Source organism: Membranihabitans marinus, from assembly GCF_021729155.1.
Lineage (GTDB): Bacteria > Bacteroidota > Bacteroidia > Chitinophagales > Saprospiraceae > Membranihabitans > Membranihabitans marinus.
The window spans coordinates 28,070-45,762 of sequence record NZ_JAJQYA010000015.1 but is presented as its reverse complement, the minus strand read 5'-3'; the positions used below and the strand labels follow the sequence as shown (position 1 = coordinate 45,762).

Sequence of the window (17,693 nt, the reverse complement as noted above, 5' to 3'; positions counted from 1 at the left end):
TGTTATATGATTTGATAATCGGGTAAGCTGACGATATTGTATATCAATAATTTTAGTTTTGAGTTTAGGGCATTTTTTAAATCTTCATCGTTGGGATTGTCCAAGTACTGTTGGTATTCAATCGTCCATTCGTAGTCGGGGAGACCTGGAATAAAACTTTCTTTGAGGGCTTGGATTTGTTCGTCAGTCAGGGTTTTGGGTAACATGAGTTCGCTGAGTTCTCTGACTAATTCTCCTGGAAATTCTGGACTGTTCAGCTGACTTATATAATCTATAATATTAGACCCTATGTCTTTACTAAAATTAGTCCTTCTCTCCAAGTAGCTTACCGCTACAGCATAGCGATCCTTGAGGGTAGTCGTATTGATCCAGTTTTTATACCAAGTCGGTTCTTGGTAATATGCTTTCCAGCCCGAAACGCTAGGTACTTTGAATATCCCCATTCCGAGGTGTTCGGTTAGCTGCCATAAATACCAATATCTTTGTCGAGAAATATTGTGAACGGGCTCTATGGTGATATTGCTGTGTTTGAGAAAGGGGAGTAAAAATTCGATAGGATTTTTAATAATGGCTCCAACCTTGTTTTCGTCGATAAAGGCTTGGCTGTTTAGGAGTGCAGCAAGCACTGGTTTTATTTCGTAATCAGCGTCGTACATTATATCGGCCAATGGTGTAATTACGTTGTTTTCAACACTTTCATCGATGGTAGAATCGATAAAATAACGATAAAATTTTCTACAGATAAATCGGGCAACTTCTTTTTTGGCAAAGATAATGTCGACTACGGTTTTGTATTCCTTTTCTTCTTCATTGGAGATGGTTTGATTGTCAAATCGATGAGAAAGGACTTTGTCCGATTTGTCGTGATAAAAAGTGCGGAAGTAAGAATCGGCCACGGTATTTTCGATGCTTCTATATCCTATATCCCGCCACCCGGTTAGTGCTTTTGCGATAGATACTACATCTTCCTCTGTGTAATGGGTATAGTCTCCATCGCTGACTATTGGTCCCTTGCCAATGGTAAATAATTCTAAGAGTTCTCTAGCAAAGTTTTCATTGGGATTGGTTGCTGTATTTTGATTGCCATTGAGGTATCTCAACATTGAGGGATTGATGATCATGGCTTTGGTAAATTCTTTGAAATTGCCCAATGCATGTTGATGTAAAGTCATGAAATAGTTGAAATTAAATCTTGGGTCTTGGATCTCGCTCGTGACAAAATGATTGTGCCAAAACAATATCATTTTTGGATAGATACTATTTTGTTCTGTCATGAGATATTGAATGACAGTGGTGACCAGACTTCTATTGCGATAATTGTATATTTTATTGAAATTATCTTTGTCGTAGGGTGCGTCAATCCAAGTTTCTCCGATTGGCACGTGAATGTCGTCGGGATAATCGTAATTGATTGGAGGAGAGGGGGGATTTAAGTCGCGCAATAAATAGGTGATGACATTGGATAGGGATTCGGATTGCACTTGTTCGTATTGGGTTTTAGAATATCCCAACACTGTTCTATTTAACAAGTGTCTCGTCAGCGTTGGTGTTAATATATCGGTATATGGATTGAGGCTATTCATAATATGATTTTACTTTCACGGTGACTAAAAACGGATGGTTAAGCGAATTCAATTACTATATAGAGGGCAAATGCCGTCTTAGGTTTAATAAAGGATTATCTTTTTTTGTGTAAATTGAATCAATGCTTTCTATAGAACTAAAAAAGGCCACTGAAATTATAATCTCAGTGACCTTTTGTATTATTTAATGTAATCAATTATTACAATAGAAGTTTCATTGGATTTTCCAAATATTTTCTAAGCGTTTGCAAGAATTGAGCACCAACTGCGCCGTCGACTATTCTGTGGTCGCAAGACAGGGTGATTTTCATTGTACTGCCAATAACGATGGCATCATTGACCACAATGGGTTTCTTGTTAATAGCACCTACGGCTAAGATACAAGAATCTGGGGGGTTGATGATACCAGTAAATTCGTCGATACCAAACATGCCCAAGTTAGAAATGGTAAAGGTATTTCCTTGCATTTCGTCTGGTTTCAATTTTTTAGTACGTGCTCTTGTTGCCAAATCTTTAACTTCTGCTTTGATTTGAGAGAGTGATTTGAAGTCTGCATTTTTCACAACAGGTACCATTAGTCCATCTTCCACAGCTACAGCTACACCAATATGGATGTCTCCGTGTAGTAAAAGATGATCGCCATTCCAAGAACCGTTTACAAATGGATGTTGACGCAAGGCTGCTGCAGTAGCTTTGATCACGATATCGTTGAAAGAGATGCGAACATCATCTTCTCCATCATTGATCATTTTACGCGCTTGGATTGCGTTGTCCATATTGATCTCAGCGGTAAGGTAGAAATGCGGAGCTGTATATTTGCTTTCGCTCAATCGCTTGGCAATTACTTTTCTCATTTGACTTACAGGAACTTTTTGATCTTCCCCGGCAGGTACTACTATTGATGGAGCACTTGTTGCGGGTTGACTAGCGGGTTGAGCCACTGCTGATTCCACATCTTTTTTAATAATACGACCACCTTCTCCAGTGCCTGCAATATTTTGGATGTCGAGTCCTTTTTCTTTAGCTATTTTCTTTGCTAATGGCGATGCCTTTAGTCTGTCGTCAGATGGGGTAGGTTGATCTACAACAGCTTCTGTTACTCCGTTGTTTTCAGTGGCTGCACTTGCTTCTTCACTTGGTTTTTCATCGGATTTGCTGTCAGATGAAGTACTTGTTTCGGACTGTGCATCCGCTAAGAGGTCTTGGAAGTCCTCGCCTGCTTCGCCTATGATAGCTACTAGAGCATCCACGGGAACTGGACCTTCTTTTACACCAATATACAGAAGTACTCCTTCTTGATAACTTTCCAAATCCATGGTGGCTTTATCGGTTTCCACTTCTGCCAATACGTCGCCAGGTTCCACAACGTCACCTTCTTTTTTAAGCCAACCAACAATGACACCTTCTTCCATGGTGTCGCTCATTCGAGGCATTCTAATTACTTCTGCCATATCTCAATTTAAATTAGTATTTCGGTAAATAACTCTTCCAATTCACAAATATAATCAAACAATTATAAAAGTTTTTGTATTGATAGGGTTAAAGAAAATGTTATTTTTGATAAATGAATAGATTACCAAAAAGTTTAGAGCAATTGACAGCTGTTTTAGGAAAACTGCCTGGTATTGGGAAAAAATCAGCCTTGAGGTTGGCCATGTATTTGGCCGATCGATCAGACGATGTAGCTGCTGAAATGATACAGTCATTGGAGTCTATGAGGCAACAGTTGACTTTGTGTAAACACTGTAGAAATTATTCTGACCAACCGGTTTGCGATATATGTGCCGATAAAAGGCGAGAAAACGGAACCTTGTGTATAGTAGAGTCCATCAAGGATTTGATAGCCATAGAAGATACTGGCCAATTTATGGGTAGGTACCACGTATTGGGGGGGCTGATATCTCCCATCGATGGTATAGGGCCAGAGGAACTCAATTTTTCCGATTTATTTGCAAGAATTGAATCTGAAAATATTCAAGAGGTTATTATGGCCATAAGTGCTACGATTGAAGGCGATACTACCATGTATTATTTATCCAGTCATCTCGATGGCAAGGTAAGGGTAAGCTCAATAGCGAGGGGAGTGTCATTTGGTGGTGAATTAGATTATGCCGATGAGTTTACTCTAGGACGAGCGATTCAATCGCGCCAACCGGTAGATAAATTCTTTAATGGTCAATAGTATAAATGGATTTATCAATAATTATTATCAGTTACAATGTAAAACACTATTTGAGTCTCTGTCTCCAATCTGTGTTGGCAGCTACAGAAGAAATAGAAGCGGAAATTATCGTAGTGGATAATGATTCTGTCGATGATTCAGTATCTTATCTTCGACATCATTTTCCGAGGGTAAAGGTTTTGGCCAATAAGGAAAATATTGGTTTTGGAAAAGCTTGTAATCAAGCCATTGCTATAGCCCAAGGAAAGATCATATTGTTTGTGAATCCCGATACCGTGGTCGGAGAAAAGACCTTAACAGAGAGCCTTCAGTATTTGTATCAAACACCAAAAGTTGGCGCATTAGGAATTCGTTTAATTGATGGAAGGGGGCAAATTTTACCGGAAAGTAAAAGATCGATTCCCTCATTTTCCTCATCGTGCTATAAATTTCTTGGCTTGAGTAAGATCTTTCCCAATGTTGATTTTTTCAATGGATATTATGCTCCCAATATTGGCTATTACGATGTGGATGAGGTGGAGGTTTTATCCGGTGCTTATATGATGATTAGGCGTGATGTGTTAGATAAGGTAGGTGGATTTGATCCTCGGTTTTTTATGTATGCCGAAGACATCGATTTGTCGTATAGGATTAGACAGAGCGGATACAGATTGTTGTATGTTGGGAAATTGTCTGCCATACATTTTAAAGGAGAAAGCACTCAGAAGTCTCTTTTGAGTTACAATGATTTCTTTTTTACATCAATGGCATTATTTATAAAAAAGTACAAAGGTATCCTATATGGATCTATAGAATCTAAGATTTTGGTATTGGCTGTAAGTATTATAAAGAATGTAAAAGCATTTTTTAAATGGTTATTCCTTCCCTTTGCCAAACCGAGAGTGGTTAAAAAAGTTCGACTGAGTCATGGTGTTTTAATGTCCAATGATATTGAATTGCGAGAGAGATTGGAAGGGCAATTGGTAGAGGGTAGTATGCCAATGGTTTATGAAGGGAATGAATTGCGAGATGGGATACCGTTAAGGTATATTGTGGAGTATTTGCAATTGTTTCCACAGAGTGAAGTGATTTTAGATACCAAGCGAATGGGGTTTGGAAATATTGTATCTCTTATGGAAACCTGCCCCACCGCTCAATATCTCTTATCGGATTCGGAAAGGGGTTTTGTACTTTCTTCAAATATGAAAAATAAGCAGGGAGACGTTCTCTCTTTTTAATATAAATTGTAATTCGTATATAACTGTTAAAACATTGATTGATTAAACAATAATAAAAGATGATTCAAAAGATAAAGGAATTGAGCCAAGAGATATTGGCAGATAGTATTGAGTTGAGACGGCATTTACACATGCATCCAGAACTATCCTTTGAAGAAAAAGAGACCTCTGCTCTGGTTGCCAGTAAACTAGAGGCGATGGATATACCCATTAAGACCAACGTAGGTGGATATGGAGTAGTGGGAGAATTAAAAGGTCATAAGGACAATGGTCAAGTAATTGCTTTAAGAGCTGATATGGATGCCTTGCCTATTGAGGAAATGACCAACCAACCCTATGCATCTAAGGTGAAGGGGGTTATGCATGCATGTGGACATGATGTACATACTACATCTCTTTTGGGTACGGCCCGGATTCTCAATGAAATGAGGAGTGAGTTTGAAGGGACGGTGAAATTAATTTTTCAACCTGCTGAAGAGCGTCTTCCTGGTGGAGCATCATTGATGATAAAGGATGGTGTATTGGACACGCCTCGTCCTAGTGCTGTTGTCGGCCAACATGTACATCCCCCCTTAGCTGCTGGAAAAGTTGGTTTTAGACCAGGTATGTATATGGCATCCACCGACGAAATCTTTTTGACGGTCAAGGGTAAAGGTGGTCACGGAGCCCTACCTCATGCTTGTATCGATACTACATTGGTCACCTCTCATATATTGGTGGCTATGCAACAAGTAATCAGCCGACGAGCCGACCCAACCAAACCAACGGTCTTAACTTTTGGCAAGATTGCCTCTGATGGTGGATCGACGAATGTAATTCCTGAAACCGTCTATGTTGAGGGAACATTTAGAGCCATGGATGAAAAATGGCGCGATAAAGCTCATCAATACATCAAAGATGTAGCCCATTACACGGCCAAGTCCATGGGGGCAGAAGTGGAGTTGGAAATAGTTAGAGGATATCCTTTTTTGTACAACGATCCAGCTACTACAGCCCAAATGACTGACTTTGCCAAGGAATTTTTAGGACCAGAGAACGTTGTAGAATTGCCGATTCAGATGACGGCTGAAGATTTTGCTTATTACACCAAGGAAGTTCCATCTTGCTTCTATCGATTGGGAGTTGGCAATATAGAAAGAGGGATTAAATCTCAGTTGCACTCGCCGACATTTGATGTAGACGAAGATTGTTTTAAGGTAAGTTCTGGATTGATGGCATATATGGCGATAAATCGACTGAAGGGAATGTAAATTTCTAAGGGGATACGATTCTCGAAGGGAGGAATCCACTTAACAATTTCCTATAGAATGGGTCTTTATTTTTGTTCGTTGTAAAGGTGTTTGTTACATATTAGTTTAAAAATACATATGATAATCTTTGGTAGATAGCGATAAATTTGTTTAATTTGACATATTAAATAAATTTATAATATATATTCGATTTAAAATATACGCTATATGCCCAGAATATTAATAGTTGATGATGAAGCTGCTATTCGCAGAACGCTAAAGGATATATTGTCTTTTGAGAAGTACACCGTAGATGAGGCCAAAGATGGAATGGATGGTTTGGCCAAGATAAAGAAAAAGGCTTACGATGTTGTATTGATGGATATTAAGATGCCAAATGTTGATGGGATGGAGGCATTGGAGCGTTTGCAGGAGATCAAGCCAGATTTACCGGTGATCATGATTAGCGGGCATGCCAATATCGACAATGCGGTGGAGGCAGTAAAGAAAGGTGCTTTTGATTTTATTTCAAAGCCACCTGATTTAAATCGATTGTTAATTACTGTTCGCAATGCTATCGATAAGTCTTCTTTGGTAACTGAGAAGAAGGACTTACAGCGCAAGGTAACCAAATGGGCGAATCAACCCATGATTGGAGGGTCAAAATCACTGGCTCATATTAAGCAGATGATAGATATGGTAGCACCGACCGACGCCAGGGTATTGATCACTGGGGACAATGGAACTGGGAAGGAGTTGGTAGCTGGATGGATACACGAGAAGAGTCAACGGGCAGACAAACCTTTGGTTGCTGTCAACTGTGCGGCCATACCTTCGGAATTGATCGAAAGTGAATTATTTGGACATGAGAAAGGTTCATTTACTTCGGCCTTTAAGCAGCGTATAGGAAAATTTGAGCAAGCCAATGAGGGAACACTTTTTCTCGATGAAATAGGAGATATGAGTCTTTCGGCTCAAGCTAAGGTTTTGCGCGCATTGGAAGAGAATCGGATAATGAGAGTGGGGGGAGATAAGATGTTGCCTGTAAATGTTAGGGTTTTGGCTGCGACCAATAAAAATCTTCGATTAGAAATTGATCAAGGTAGGTTTAGAGAGGATTTGTTTCACCGATTGCAGGTTATCAATATCAAGGTACCTTCTCTGAACGATAGAAGGGAGGACATCCCCGAATTGGTAGCTTATTTTACCGAGAAAATATGTAGAGATAGCGGTTATCCGATTAAGAAATTTACCAAGGGTGCAATACAGAAACTTCAAATGCACAATTGGACGGGAAATATTCGAGAACTTCGCAACGTTATAGAACGCCTGATTATACTAAGTATTGATGATGTGACAGAGGAATTCGTTGAAAAATATGTACATCCTGATATTTACAGTAAGCCGGGGATAAAGGATTTTATGAGTAAGTTTTCCTCATTGGAGGAGGCGAAAGAATACTTGGATAAAGTGTATCAAAAGCCCTATACGACTCAATAATTCTTTGTCGATTATTCGGAATTTTAATTATACTCAATGGATAACAACAATAACAACAATCATTTAAAACCAATCCACAAGACTCGGAAGCAGTGGCGGGTAACCAAGGGTGAAAACTCATGGACTTTGTTTAAGGTAATTGCCGAGATCGTGGATGGATTTGAGACTCTAAATGCCATTGGGCCTTGCGTTTCGATATTTGGTTCTGCTCGAACACAAAGTGATAACAAATATTACAAAGCGGCCACGGAGATTGCACAAAAATTGGTGCAAGAAGGTTTTGGCGTCATCACTGGTGGTGGGCCTGGAATCATGGAGGCTGGTAATAGAGGGGCTCATTTAGAGGCCGGTACATCTGTGGGATTGAACATAGAGCTTCCATTTGAAGCTTCGAGTAATCCTTATATAGATGCCGACAAGAATTTGAATCATCGATATTTCTTCATTCGAAAAGTTATGTTCGTAAAATATGCTCAAGCCATTGTGGTTTTACCTGGTGGATTTGGTACTTTGGATGAATTATTCGAGGTGTTGACTTTGATTCAGACAGGAAAAATTTCAAAGATTCCCATAGTTTTATACGGATCGAAGTATTGGACTGGTTTAAAGGCTTGGGTAGAGGAGGTTGTTTTGGGACAAGAGAACAACATCAATGCAGAGGATTTGAATCTTCTTCCGATAACCGACGATACCGATGAAGTAGTGAGTATAATAAGAAGGTTTTACGACGAAGAGAAAGAAGGGACCTTTGAGCCGAATTACGAGTTGTAGTCAATTCACCTTTTTGGTTTCTTAGGTAAGGCAGATGGACTCAAATGGGTTTTACATGACTATAGATGTTTCCTTTTCTGTATTTCATTTCAGTAGTGGGCTTGAGAACAAGGTTTGTAGCAGTATTGGACGGTATGGAGTACAGATTTGTATAGAAAGCAATACTTCGGTATAAAAGACCGTCATTCTTTTAAACAAGGGAGGAATAATACCAAAAGCAATAGGTTTAATTGCTTTTATTTAACCTCAATTTTGGACTAGAGTAATGGATTAGACCGAGACATTTTTGTGAGATAGGGAAAGAAATGTTGGGATGTGGTAAAATTAGGTGTTTCTGAGAAACAGCGCTTTAGGCGTAAAATTTACAATGTCGTAATAGGTCCGCGGTTCGTGCTTTATCATGCGATCCAATAAGAGGAAAAACAAGTCTCCTTCCATGTCACTTCTATTGAGTCTGAAAAAATATTCATCAAGGTAATACTGCAGTAATTCTGCATGACCATGGATGCCTCTTAACCATTGCAGTAAACCACATCCTATTCTATAACTCATTACCAAAGGGTGTTTACCTTTTTTTTGAACTTTAGTTTGGATTCCTTGATATTCATTTTTCAATGCTGAAAATGCCGGCCAACCATTGGTTTTTATAGATGCGGATTTGTCCACATGATCGTGTAATATTTTACATAATTCCTTGGCACTTAATGCGTTTATTTTGTGACCATATGTCTTGCCACGACCTTTGCTTTTCCTTTCATGGGCCAAGACGGCTAATTTCTTCTTTTCAATCTTGACGCCATTTTCAACGATATGATTGATGCCCAATTCACAAGTCATAATTTCCACATCAGTCGAGATAGTGTATTTTTTTCGACTGGCCATTGCTTGCATAATTTTATGCTTAAAAAGCCAACAAGTCTTCTGTCTTAGTCCCAGTTTTCTGCTTAGTTCTGTGGAGGCAATACCTCTTTTATTGGTCGATACTAGATACACTATGTAAAAAGCTTTAAGAAGGCTGAATTTCATATGGTGAAACAAGGTATTGGCCTTGGGAGATTCAATATATCCACAGGCTGTGCACCGCCGATCGTATTTTTTTACAGATCGACAGTACTTCTTTTTATGACATCGATGACATGAATATCCATTTTTCCATTTTTTGTCGGACAAGTACTTCAAACAACTTTCATCGCTGGGGAAAAATTGTTGGAAGTCAAATAAGGATAGGCTTTTTGATATTGCTTCCATGATATTATGTTTTAATTCTTTAAAATTCGAAATCATAGCTTGATGAGATTGCGCCTAATGCGCTATTTCCCCTTCTTAATCCCTCAACTTTCATATCCCTTTAGCCTCAATTCCCAGGAATTACCCCCCCCCAATTCCAGTAAATCCTTTCACTCAATTCACCGAAATTCTCTATCCTAATTTCCAGTAATGTTCTTGTCTATCTCATTTTCAAGCCCACAATTCACTATTGGCATTCTATTATTACCTAATCTTCAGACAATCTCACCAACTCTTGTTTTTACTATGCTATCTTATCCTTGCAATGCCTCATTCCTTGAACCCTGTTTTTCGTATATCTATTATCGACATTAGAAATCCTTCCCAGGGTAATATTCTAGATTGTGGCCATCCACTCTATAAAAGAAGTCTATAATAAAAAATGTGGACAGACTGCTAAAAAGTTCCTGATTTGTATCTGTTTATCCTATTCGTGTAATATCTATCATGGGAAATAAAGAGTCCAGTCATAGTTGTATAAATAATTTGTTTAATTCATACAGGTGAACCTATAAAAGTGTTATCCATTGGAATCACTTCTAAACTTACACTGTTTACTATAGCATTACTACAATAAATGGTATTTAGGAATCTTCCTAATCTCGGAAAATCCATTCGATACCCAATCTAATGGTGGGATCTAGTAGTGGATAGTGATATATGTCATAGGTTGGAGTATCACCATCCCACAATAATTGCATGTTTTCCCCTCTTACAAATAATTTGAAGGTCTTGACTCTAAAGGCAAAAAAGGGATCTATCCTGTAATCTGAAGGCAATGTCTCTCCCGTAGGGATAAAGGACTGTACATAGGGAAGATAATAACTGGCATCGTGCTGGGTTTTCCAATAAGCAATAAACCCTAGGTTTATATGCATATTTCGTTTGAACCAATGGTCTTCGATAAAAATTTCGTGACGTCCTGATAATTCCGGAATCCCTAAGATATTGTTATCAAAATGCTGATAACTGATTTTATTCTTTAAATGAAACAAGCCCAGTTTCACAGAAAGTGAGGGACTGGCAATAATGGAAATCTGATTGTTTAACTGATCGGGGAGTCCTTGGGTATTGAAATAGGGAAGATTGTCTTGAAATATTTGTTCTACCCGTAGATCGGCCTTTAAATTAGGTCGATGGTAACTTATTTGCCCGCCTAGGATCTGGGAAAACTGAGACTGCGGTTGTCCGTCCCATATAAGCTGGCCAGATATATCATACCTATGAAAAATCCAAGGTGAAATGGTTCTGTTAATTTGACCAAAACCGCGAACTTCGAATCCCTTCCAATGCCCCGCAAGTTCACCATCAATGGTGAAATACAAATTGTCGTTAAATATTTGAAGATCGAGATTCGATAACAAAGTGAAGTAATTGGAATTGAAATTTAATTTCGCTTTCTGTACAAAAGCTTGCCATGGATCTGTTCGTTCACCATATTGTACTTGGTGAATACCAATTCCAGTTTTTGACTCCAATGTGAATCTCGATTTACTGGTGTCGGACAATTCTATGATGGCATGTGGGAAAAATGAATTTTTTTCGATAAAACTATTTATCCCGGTATCGTCTTCTTGATAGGCGAGGTAATAGGTGCTATCATTGGGCGGACCCGAACTCATGGTTACTACTCGCTGACTAATATCGATGCCACCACCGATAGAACCTATATAATTATCTATAGACAAGGCATTGTACAATAATCCTAGGCTTCCCTTCTTGGTATCATCTCGAGTTCTTCCGTCTTCGAGTACAGTGGTGATGGATATACGGTTTGAATAATCAGGTGAAGCGTATAAAGAGTCGGTAATTATCCCCCCATTGTTGCTTTGTTGAAATACCTCTGAAGCAAATAAAAAATGAGCCGACCATTTGCCTTCTCGATATATAGCTCCAGTATGGAATATGGTATTGTAACTCTGTTGATTGTCGTAGTCTCCAGTAAAATTATAGCGTTGATGATCAATGGAAAAACTCAAATTATTGAATTTTCGAGCAAAGAAACCATTGAAAATACTCTGATTGACTTGTGGAGTTTGAACATAGGTCGCCTTGGTGATGGGTAGACCTTCTTGTATAAATAGCAAATCAGAAAAGTTTTTCCTATATACATCGAAGGCGTTAAATCCCAATGACCACGATGCATCCCTCGGCAATGTGGTATAAACCCCATTGCGCGGTGAACCACTATAGCCCAATTGTGATTCATAGGGCCATTTCTTTTCTACAGCATCTATATGATTAAAATTGCCATTGAGCATAGTGTCTGTGACATTATCTACCATGGACTTGTACTGGTAGTTGCTATATTGAATGGTATCGTTTACTACAGGATGACTATGTTCAGACCTTCCTCCCTCTTCACTTTGCGCCCATACTTGTATAGACATAAGACACCACAGTAGTATAACTAATGATGGTTGTTGGATTGTATTTTTAAAAACCAAGGGCAAACAAAACATTTATAATTCTAATATAGCCGGATTCATCCCCATGGATGAAAATCCTCCATCGTGATATAGATTTTGCATAGTAACCATACGAGTCAAATCAGAAAACAATGAGATACAATAGTCAGCACAGGCATCTGAGGAAGCATTGCCCAAAGGCGACATTTTGTCCGCATAATTGAAGAAATCCATAAATCCTTTAATCCCTTGACCCGCTTTAGTTATGGTAGGTGATTGAGATATGGTATTGACTCGAACATTGTTTTCCTTGGCCCAATGATACCCAAAACTTCTGGCGAAAGACTCAAGTAAAGCCTTGGATTCAGCCATCTCACTATAGTCGGGAAAGGTTCTTTGAGCAGCAATATAGGACAAAGCTACAATCGAACCCCATTCATTAATGGCTTTCTTGTCCATAGCTACTTGCATTACTTTGTGAAATGAAATAGCAGAAACATCAAAGGTCTTTTGCATCCAGTCGTAATTTAGACCGGTGTAAGGTTTGTTTTTCCTTACGTTAACCGACATTCCAATCGAATGTAGGACGAAATCTAATTTGCCACCTAAAATTTCTATGGATTTGTCAAAAAGATTTTCCAAATCTTCAATACTGGTAGCATCTGCAGGAATAATCTCTGCATTAAGTTTTTTCGATAATTCTTGTATTTGACCAAGTCTCAAGGCAACTGGTGCATTGGTCAAGGTGATTTTTGCTCCCTGTTCAACTGCTTTTTCTGCTATCTTCCAAGCGATTGATTGATCATCAAGGGCTCCAAAAATAATTCCTCTTTTTCCTGCTAATAGATTGTTGGACATATTGATTTAGTATTTTATATTTTAAACTGTTGTGTTTGTTTCCGATTTTTAAGTCTTATTATTTTACTGCATAAAATCTCAGGATTGATAAAGGTTCTACAACCTTTATCGAGGTCACATAGAGCAACAAACTGAAAACGAATTTATGAATAATTAATTACTTTGTACTTGTTCTATAAGATACTTTGCGTTTTCGACGGCAAAGGCACTCGGTGGATCACTGCTGAGCATGATGGCCAGTTGGTGTACTCGTTGGTCCAAGGTAAGAGTGGCAATGTCTGTTTTGGTCTCTTTCTGCTTGACCTGTTTGAATACATAGAGATGGCGATCGGCTTTGGAAGCTACCTGTGGCGAATGTGTAATACAGATAACTTGGTGATCTCTTGACAGCTCGTGCAATAGACTGCCCATTTTATCTGCGGCAGCACCGGAAACTCCTGCGTCTATTTCATCGAAAACTATGGTTGGCAATGGAATAGATTTGGCCACTAATGCTTTGATGGATAAGGCCAATCGGGAAATTTCACCCCCTGATGCTACCTTGTCAATACTACCTAAAGCCATGCCTGGGTTGGCGGAAAACAAATAACTGATTTTATCCTTGCCATATTCATCTAGATGGTCCATGGTTTCTAGGCTAATTTCAAAACGAGATTTGTCCAATTGCAGATGAATTAATTTTTCCAAAACTGATTTTTGGATTTTATTTTTCTGGGATTGTCTGCGTTTAGAAATGGTTGTCGCCATTTTTTCAAGCTCTTTACGGTCTTTTTCTATTTCGAGTTGATACTTGTCTATACCGGCGTCGAGTTGAGAAATCTCTGCTAATTCATCGCTTAATCGTTGGGCCAAGGACAGTATATCATCACTTTGATCGAGATAGTGTTTTTTCATTACTCGAAATATTTCCCCCATTCTAGTCTCAATTATTTCTGACCGCCCTGGTTCTATCTCTAATTCATCCTTTAGACTGGAGTATTCGCTTTGAATATCTTCTAATTCGATTAGGCTGCTCTCCAATCTCGATTCTAGTTGCTGCAAAGGCTCGAAAACACCACTGGCGCTTCTAGTTTTTATTAATAATGACCGCATTTGATCGAGAATACTTTCGTCCGCTGTTTCGAAAATGTGTTCAGCTTGTTGAACGATTTCATCGATGAGTTCAATATTCTTGGTAAAGGACAGTTCTTCTTCTAAGGTCTTAAACTCTCCTTCTTTGTATTTAAGACTTTCTATTTCATTTAATTGAAATTCGAGAAAGTCTTTTTTTTGCGCTTCCTCGATGGCCTTAGCCTTCATGGCTTTCAGTTGATTCTCTTTCTCTTTTAATTGTTGGAATCTCTTGCGATATTGGTTGACTTCTTCTTTTTGTTGGGCCAAACTGTCAATCACATCGAATTGAAAATCTTTCTTAGTGAGGAAATGATTGTCAAATTGTTCGTGAATATCAATGATTTTATAGGCAATTTTTTTGAGCCCAGCCAATGTGATTTGATTATCGTTGACAAAAACCCTCGATTTGCCGCTGGCTCTTATTTCTCTCCGAATGGTACTCTGCTCTAGGTAATCGATGTCCTCTTCAAAAAAGATTTCTTTTAAATCGTAGTTCACGAGACTGAAGCGGCCTTCTATTACACAAGTTTTGCCGTTGTCTTTGAGAACTGAGGTGTCGGCGCGCTGCCCTAGGATTAGATTAAGAGCGCCTAATAAGATGGATTTTCCAGCACCAGTTTCCCCTGTAATGATATTCAGTTGTGGAGAAAAATCGATGGTGAGATCATCAATTAGTACAAAATTTTTAATGTGTAGCGATAATAGCATGGTTAAAAGCCTATTTTAGAATTCAAATATCAATAAATCTTTTAGATTTTCCCATCCTAATTTTTTCTGATAAATTTTTCCATGACTTAAAATTAGTATATATTTAATTTGATACCTTTGGGCCAACGAACTAGACTATATTTTAAAATGGGAGTTTGTAACTGTGTCGATACTGGCTATATAATGCTTTAAAGATAAGATCTAGACAGGATTTTGTCAATTAATTAGGGTGTGATATAAAATTTATGTCTATGGCTTGCGTTTTTAGTAAGAATTGGTACGCTTATTTTAATTTATCTTTTATTCAGTGATTTAGAAATATTATATGAATTTCAAATATATCGGACTTAGTGTAATCTTATTTTTCTCTTTGTCTACTTTGACCAAGGCTCAGGATATTCACTATTCTCAGTTTTACATGGCTCCATTGCACCTAAATCCTGCCATGGCAGGAGTGATGAATTGCAATTACAGAGTAATTGCCAATTATAGAAATCAATGGGCTACAGTATTGACCAATCCATTTAATACATTTTCCGCATCCTTTGATCAAAAAGTACCTGTGGGTAGAAGTGATTATTTCGGTTGGGGTGCCTCAGCTTGGGGTGATGTGGCTGGAGAAACTAAGTACAAGCAAGTCATGGGCCGATTGACTGGTTCGTATAGTAAGAAATTGTTCGGGAATCGAAAAACTTCCCATTATTTAGTGGCAGGAGCAGATGTTGGATTAAACCAACGCAGCATGGACATCAATTCACTGCGATTCGGTAGTCAGTACGATCCGATAACTGGTATATTTAATCCGGGATCACCTACAGATCCAGTGGTCAGTGATATAACCCCTGTTACCTTTTTTGATGTTTCAGCTGGTCTATTATGGTTTTCTGTATTTGACCAACGTACTAATTTCTACGCTGGAGTTGCTATGGCTCACCTCAATCAACCCAATATTTCTTTTATCGGGGATGATTACAAATTATATCAAAGATTAACCCTTCATGGGGGAGGAGAAGTACCCATTAGTCCTACGGTAAGTTTGGTGCCAGGGTTTGTTATTTTTAATCAAGGACCATCTTTTGAGGGTAATATTGGTAATTCTTTTAGATTTGATATGGGATCGTCACGTTTTTTTTCTCAATCATTTGAGGTGGGAGCTTGGATGAGAATGGTGAAAAATTACACCAATGAAAGCACGTCTAAGTTCGGAGCGGAATCTGTAATTCTTTCTACGCGTTTTAATTACAACGAATTTGGTTTGGGATTTAGTTATGACTGGAATGTTTCAAAACTAAGAGGTGCATCTAGAGGAAATGGTGCTTTTGAATTCTCATTAAATTATTTAATTTGTGGAGCTGAGAACAGAGGCGTATATTGTCCTACCTTCTGAAAAATTTAAATTATGTTTGGGAAAAAAAACGATCAAAATAGTAAAGAAGTCATGAGTACACGATCATCAAGTGCAGACGAGGGACACAACATTGTTATAAAAAGCACCTTGATCGAAGGAAAAGTGATGTCTGAGGGCGATTTTAGAATCGACGGAACATTTAAAGGTACGCTTCATTGCAAAGCCAAAGTGATCATCGGTAGTAATGGGGTCTTTGAAGGCGACATTTTCTGTGAAAATGCCGTAATCGAAGGTCAATTTGAAGGTGATTTGAAAGTGAATGAAGTCCTGTATGTTCGAGAAACTGCTAATATTAAAGGTGATGTTGTCACTGGTAAACTGGTAGTACAGTCAGGTTCCATTTTTGAAGTGAATTGTAAAATGGCGGATACCATTAATATTCCTACTTCGCCAAATAAAGTCAAGACCGCTGAGTCTACTTTAGAAAAGAGTTCAAAAGCCAATTAAAAACCTTATTTTAGGCCTGTTTAATTATTTAATTGCTATTATACTATTGCGATATAGTATAATCTATAAATGTTGTCCCAAAATATGAGTTGGTCTTTTCAAAAGGTGATCCTATGGTTTTCAATTACTTTTACGACAACATTTTTCCTAACAGGCTATCTATATTGTCAGTGTTTTGAGGTTATTTTATTCTTTTTACTCTACATATTTTTTTTATTTTATCTAACCATTGGTATGCTTATTCGATTGTGGATGAATGTTGGAAGTGTTCAACCACTGTCATTCTTGCTATTTTCGTTTTTTACCAAGATTTTAGTCATTATCTTTTTTGCAAAACTACTGATGAATCATTTTAGTGCCGATCATCGATTGATTTTGTTATTATATGTGGTTGGCTATATCGTGGCAAGTGTCTTTGATGTTATTGGAATGTATTTTAAAAATGAAGAAAAATGATAACAGCTCATGTCAACCATCGTTTTATATACGTGCTCGACAAGGTCGAGGAAATCGAATACCAAGAATGGGCTCCCAATCAGTTTTATCTCTATCACAATCATCGTAAATACCATTTGACTTTATTGGATTTTAATCCTCATCAGCAATCATTTTCCCTAATGGTTGACGGGTATCATTTCTCCATCGATTTAAAAGATGATTTAAGAATGTTAATCGATAGTTTGACCAAAGACGATGATGCAAGTTCGTCCGGTAGTGTAGTGCTGGCTCCTATTCCCGGAGTGATCAAACAAGTCTTTGTAGAGGTCGATGCTACGGTTGATAAAGACAGTTCCATCCTCGTTCTCGAAGCTATGAAAATGGAGAATATAATTTCTGCACCAGCATCTGGCACCTTGGTTGCTCTACCTGTGGTAGAAGGTCAAAATGTAAGCAAAGGAGATCTATTATTTAGAATACTACCTTCCCCAAATCCCCAATAATTTGCCCCTAGTTCTATTCGCTTAACCATTATTGGATTTTT

The 17,693-nt window shown here is 38.2% G+C and carries 15 protein-coding genes; 9 read left to right on the top strand and 6 right to left on the bottom strand.

Annotated features, from left to right (window positions below; translation table 11 throughout):
* Positions 1 to 2: 2 nt before the first annotated feature.
* Together LVD51_RS11005 and LVD51_RS11000 are read right to left on the bottom strand one after the other, a co-directional pair.
* On the bottom strand, positions 3 to 1,583 hold the full coding sequence (locus LVD51_RS11005) for a DUF1800 domain-containing protein (RefSeq protein WP_236971384.1): 1,581 nt from the start codon (positions 1,581 to 1,583) through the stop codon (positions 3 to 5).
* A gap of 200 nt (positions 1,584 to 1,783) precedes the next feature.
* Complete coding sequence (locus tag LVD51_RS11000) at positions 1,784 to 3,034, bottom strand: pyruvate dehydrogenase complex dihydrolipoamide acetyltransferase (RefSeq protein ID WP_236971382.1); 1,251 nt, start codon at positions 3,032 to 3,034, stop codon at positions 1,784 to 1,786.
* Positions 3,035 to 3,147: 113 nt separating this feature from the next.
* On the opposite strand from LVD51_RS11000, the gene recR reads away from it, so the two are divergent.
* The 5 genes from recR to LVD51_RS10975 all read left to right on the top strand — a co-directional run bounded on the left by recR (position 3,148) and on the right by LVD51_RS10975 (position 8,482).
* Entirely contained in the window at positions 3,148 to 3,765 is a 618-nt protein-coding gene (gene recR, locus LVD51_RS10995; protein ID WP_236971376.1) for a recombination mediator RecR, read from the top strand.
* A gap of 5 nt (positions 3,766 to 3,770) precedes the next feature.
* Positions 3,771 to 4,982: a glycosyltransferase family 2 protein gene (locus LVD51_RS10990; RefSeq protein WP_236971369.1), complete on the top strand. Its 1,212-nt coding sequence runs from the start codon at positions 3,771 to 3,773 to the stop codon at positions 4,980 to 4,982.
* Positions 4,983 to 5,041: 59 nt separating this feature from the next.
* Complete coding sequence (locus LVD51_RS10985; RefSeq protein ID WP_236971368.1) at positions 5,042 to 6,232, top strand: M20 metallopeptidase family protein; 1,191 nt, start codon at positions 5,042 to 5,044, stop codon at positions 6,230 to 6,232.
* 207 nt (positions 6,233 to 6,439) lie between these two features.
* The gene (locus LVD51_RS10980) at positions 6,440 to 7,711 is read left to right on the top strand and encodes a sigma-54-dependent transcriptional regulator (RefSeq protein WP_236971366.1); all 1,272 of its coding nucleotides are present in this window, start codon (positions 6,440 to 6,442) and stop codon (positions 7,709 to 7,711) included.
* Between the two features lie 36 nt (positions 7,712 to 7,747).
* Complete coding sequence (locus LVD51_RS10975) at positions 7,748 to 8,482, top strand: LOG family protein (protein WP_236971365.1); 735 nt, start codon at positions 7,748 to 7,750, stop codon at positions 8,480 to 8,482.
* Positions 8,483 to 8,806: 324 nt separating this feature from the next.
* Here LVD51_RS10975 and LVD51_RS10970 read toward each other — a convergent pair whose 3' ends face one another.
* From LVD51_RS10970 to recN, 4 genes are all read right to left on the bottom strand, one after another.
* Positions 8,807 to 9,730 carry an IS1595 family transposase gene (locus LVD51_RS10970; protein ID WP_236971357.1) on the bottom strand — a complete coding sequence of 308 codons (924 nt, stop codon included), beginning with the start codon at positions 9,728 to 9,730 and terminating at the stop codon, positions 8,807 to 8,809.
* 635 nt (positions 9,731 to 10,365) lie between these two features.
* On the bottom strand, positions 10,366 to 12,159 hold the full coding sequence (locus LVD51_RS10965) for a putative porin (protein ID WP_236971355.1): 1,794 nt from the start codon (positions 12,157 to 12,159) through the stop codon (positions 10,366 to 10,368).
* A gap of 72 nt (positions 12,160 to 12,231) precedes the next feature.
* The gene (locus tag LVD51_RS10960) at positions 12,232 to 13,035 is read right to left on the bottom strand and encodes an enoyl-ACP reductase FabI (RefSeq protein ID WP_236971353.1); all 804 of its coding nucleotides are present in this window, start codon (positions 13,033 to 13,035) and stop codon (positions 12,232 to 12,234) included.
* A 153-nt stretch (positions 13,036 to 13,188) separates the two neighbouring features.
* Positions 13,189 to 14,856, bottom strand: a complete 1,668-nt coding sequence (recN, locus tag LVD51_RS10955) for a DNA repair protein RecN (RefSeq protein WP_236971351.1) — start codon at positions 14,854 to 14,856, stop codon at positions 13,189 to 13,191.
* Positions 14,857 to 15,181: 325 nt separating this feature from the next.
* Here recN and LVD51_RS10950 point away from each other — a divergent pair, with 325 nt between their 5' ends.
* The 4 genes from LVD51_RS10950 (at position 15,182) to LVD51_RS10935 (ending at position 17,652) form a co-directional block, all read left to right on the top strand.
* A complete protein-coding gene (locus tag LVD51_RS10950; protein WP_236971341.1) occupies positions 15,182 to 16,243 on the top strand; it encodes a PorP/SprF family type IX secretion system membrane protein in 1,062 nt (353 codons plus the stop codon).
* A gap of 12 nt (positions 16,244 to 16,255) precedes the next feature.
* A complete protein-coding gene (locus tag LVD51_RS10945; RefSeq protein ID WP_236971329.1) occupies positions 16,256 to 16,711 on the top strand; it encodes a bactofilin family protein in 456 nt (151 codons plus the stop codon).
* Between the two features lie 84 nt (positions 16,712 to 16,795).
* Complete coding sequence (locus tag LVD51_RS10940) at positions 16,796 to 17,167, top strand: hypothetical protein (protein ID WP_236971327.1); 372 nt, start codon at positions 16,796 to 16,798, stop codon at positions 17,165 to 17,167.
* Entirely contained in the window at positions 17,164 to 17,652 is a 489-nt protein-coding gene (locus tag LVD51_RS10935; protein ID WP_236971325.1) for an acetyl-CoA carboxylase biotin carboxyl carrier protein subunit, read from the top strand. Before LVD51_RS10940 ends, LVD51_RS10935 begins: the two co-directional genes overlap by 4 nt.
* Positions 17,653 to 17,693 lie beyond the last annotated feature (41 nt).

Coding starts and splice junctions, on each gene's coding strand:
- LVD51_RS10960 (WP_236971353.1), bottom strand. CDS start 13,035: ATGTCCAACAATCTATTAGCAGGAAAAAGAGGAATTATTTTTGGAGCC.
- LVD51_RS10935 (WP_236971325.1), top strand. CDS start 17,164: ATGATAACAGCTCATGTCAACCATCGTTTTATATACGTGCTCGACAAG.
- LVD51_RS10970 (WP_236971357.1), bottom strand. CDS start 9,730: ATGGAAGCAATATCAAAAAGCCTATCCTTATTTGACTTCCAACAATTT.
- LVD51_RS10940 (WP_236971327.1), top strand. CDS start 16,796: ATGAGTTGGTCTTTTCAAAAGGTGATCCTATGGTTTTCAATTACTTTT.
- LVD51_RS10985 (WP_236971368.1), top strand. CDS start 5,042: ATGATTCAAAAGATAAAGGAATTGAGCCAAGAGATATTGGCAGATAGT.
- LVD51_RS11005 (WP_236971384.1), bottom strand. CDS start 1,583: ATGAATAGCCTCAATCCATATACCGATATATTAACACCAACGCTGACG.
- recR (WP_236971376.1), top strand. CDS start 3,148: ATGAATAGATTACCAAAAAGTTTAGAGCAATTGACAGCTGTTTTAGGA.
- LVD51_RS10975 (WP_236971365.1), top strand. CDS start 7,748: ATGGATAACAACAATAACAACAATCATTTAAAACCAATCCACAAGACT.
- LVD51_RS10945 (WP_236971329.1), top strand. CDS start 16,256: ATGTTTGGGAAAAAAAACGATCAAAATAGTAAAGAAGTCATGAGTACA.
- LVD51_RS11000 (WP_236971382.1), bottom strand. CDS start 3,034: ATGGCAGAAGTAATTAGAATGCCTCGAATGAGCGACACCATGGAAGAA.
- LVD51_RS10990 (WP_236971369.1), top strand. CDS start 3,771: ATGGATTTATCAATAATTATTATCAGTTACAATGTAAAACACTATTTG.
- LVD51_RS10980 (WP_236971366.1), top strand. CDS start 6,440: ATGCCCAGAATATTAATAGTTGATGATGAAGCTGCTATTCGCAGAACG.
- LVD51_RS10965 (WP_236971355.1), bottom strand. CDS start 12,159: ATGTCTATACAAGTATGGGCGCAAAGTGAAGAGGGAGGAAGGTCTGAA.
- LVD51_RS10950 (WP_236971341.1), top strand. CDS start 15,182: ATGAATTTCAAATATATCGGACTTAGTGTAATCTTATTTTTCTCTTTG.
- recN (WP_236971351.1), bottom strand. CDS start 14,856: ATGCTATTATCGCTACACATTAAAAATTTTGTACTAATTGATGATCTC.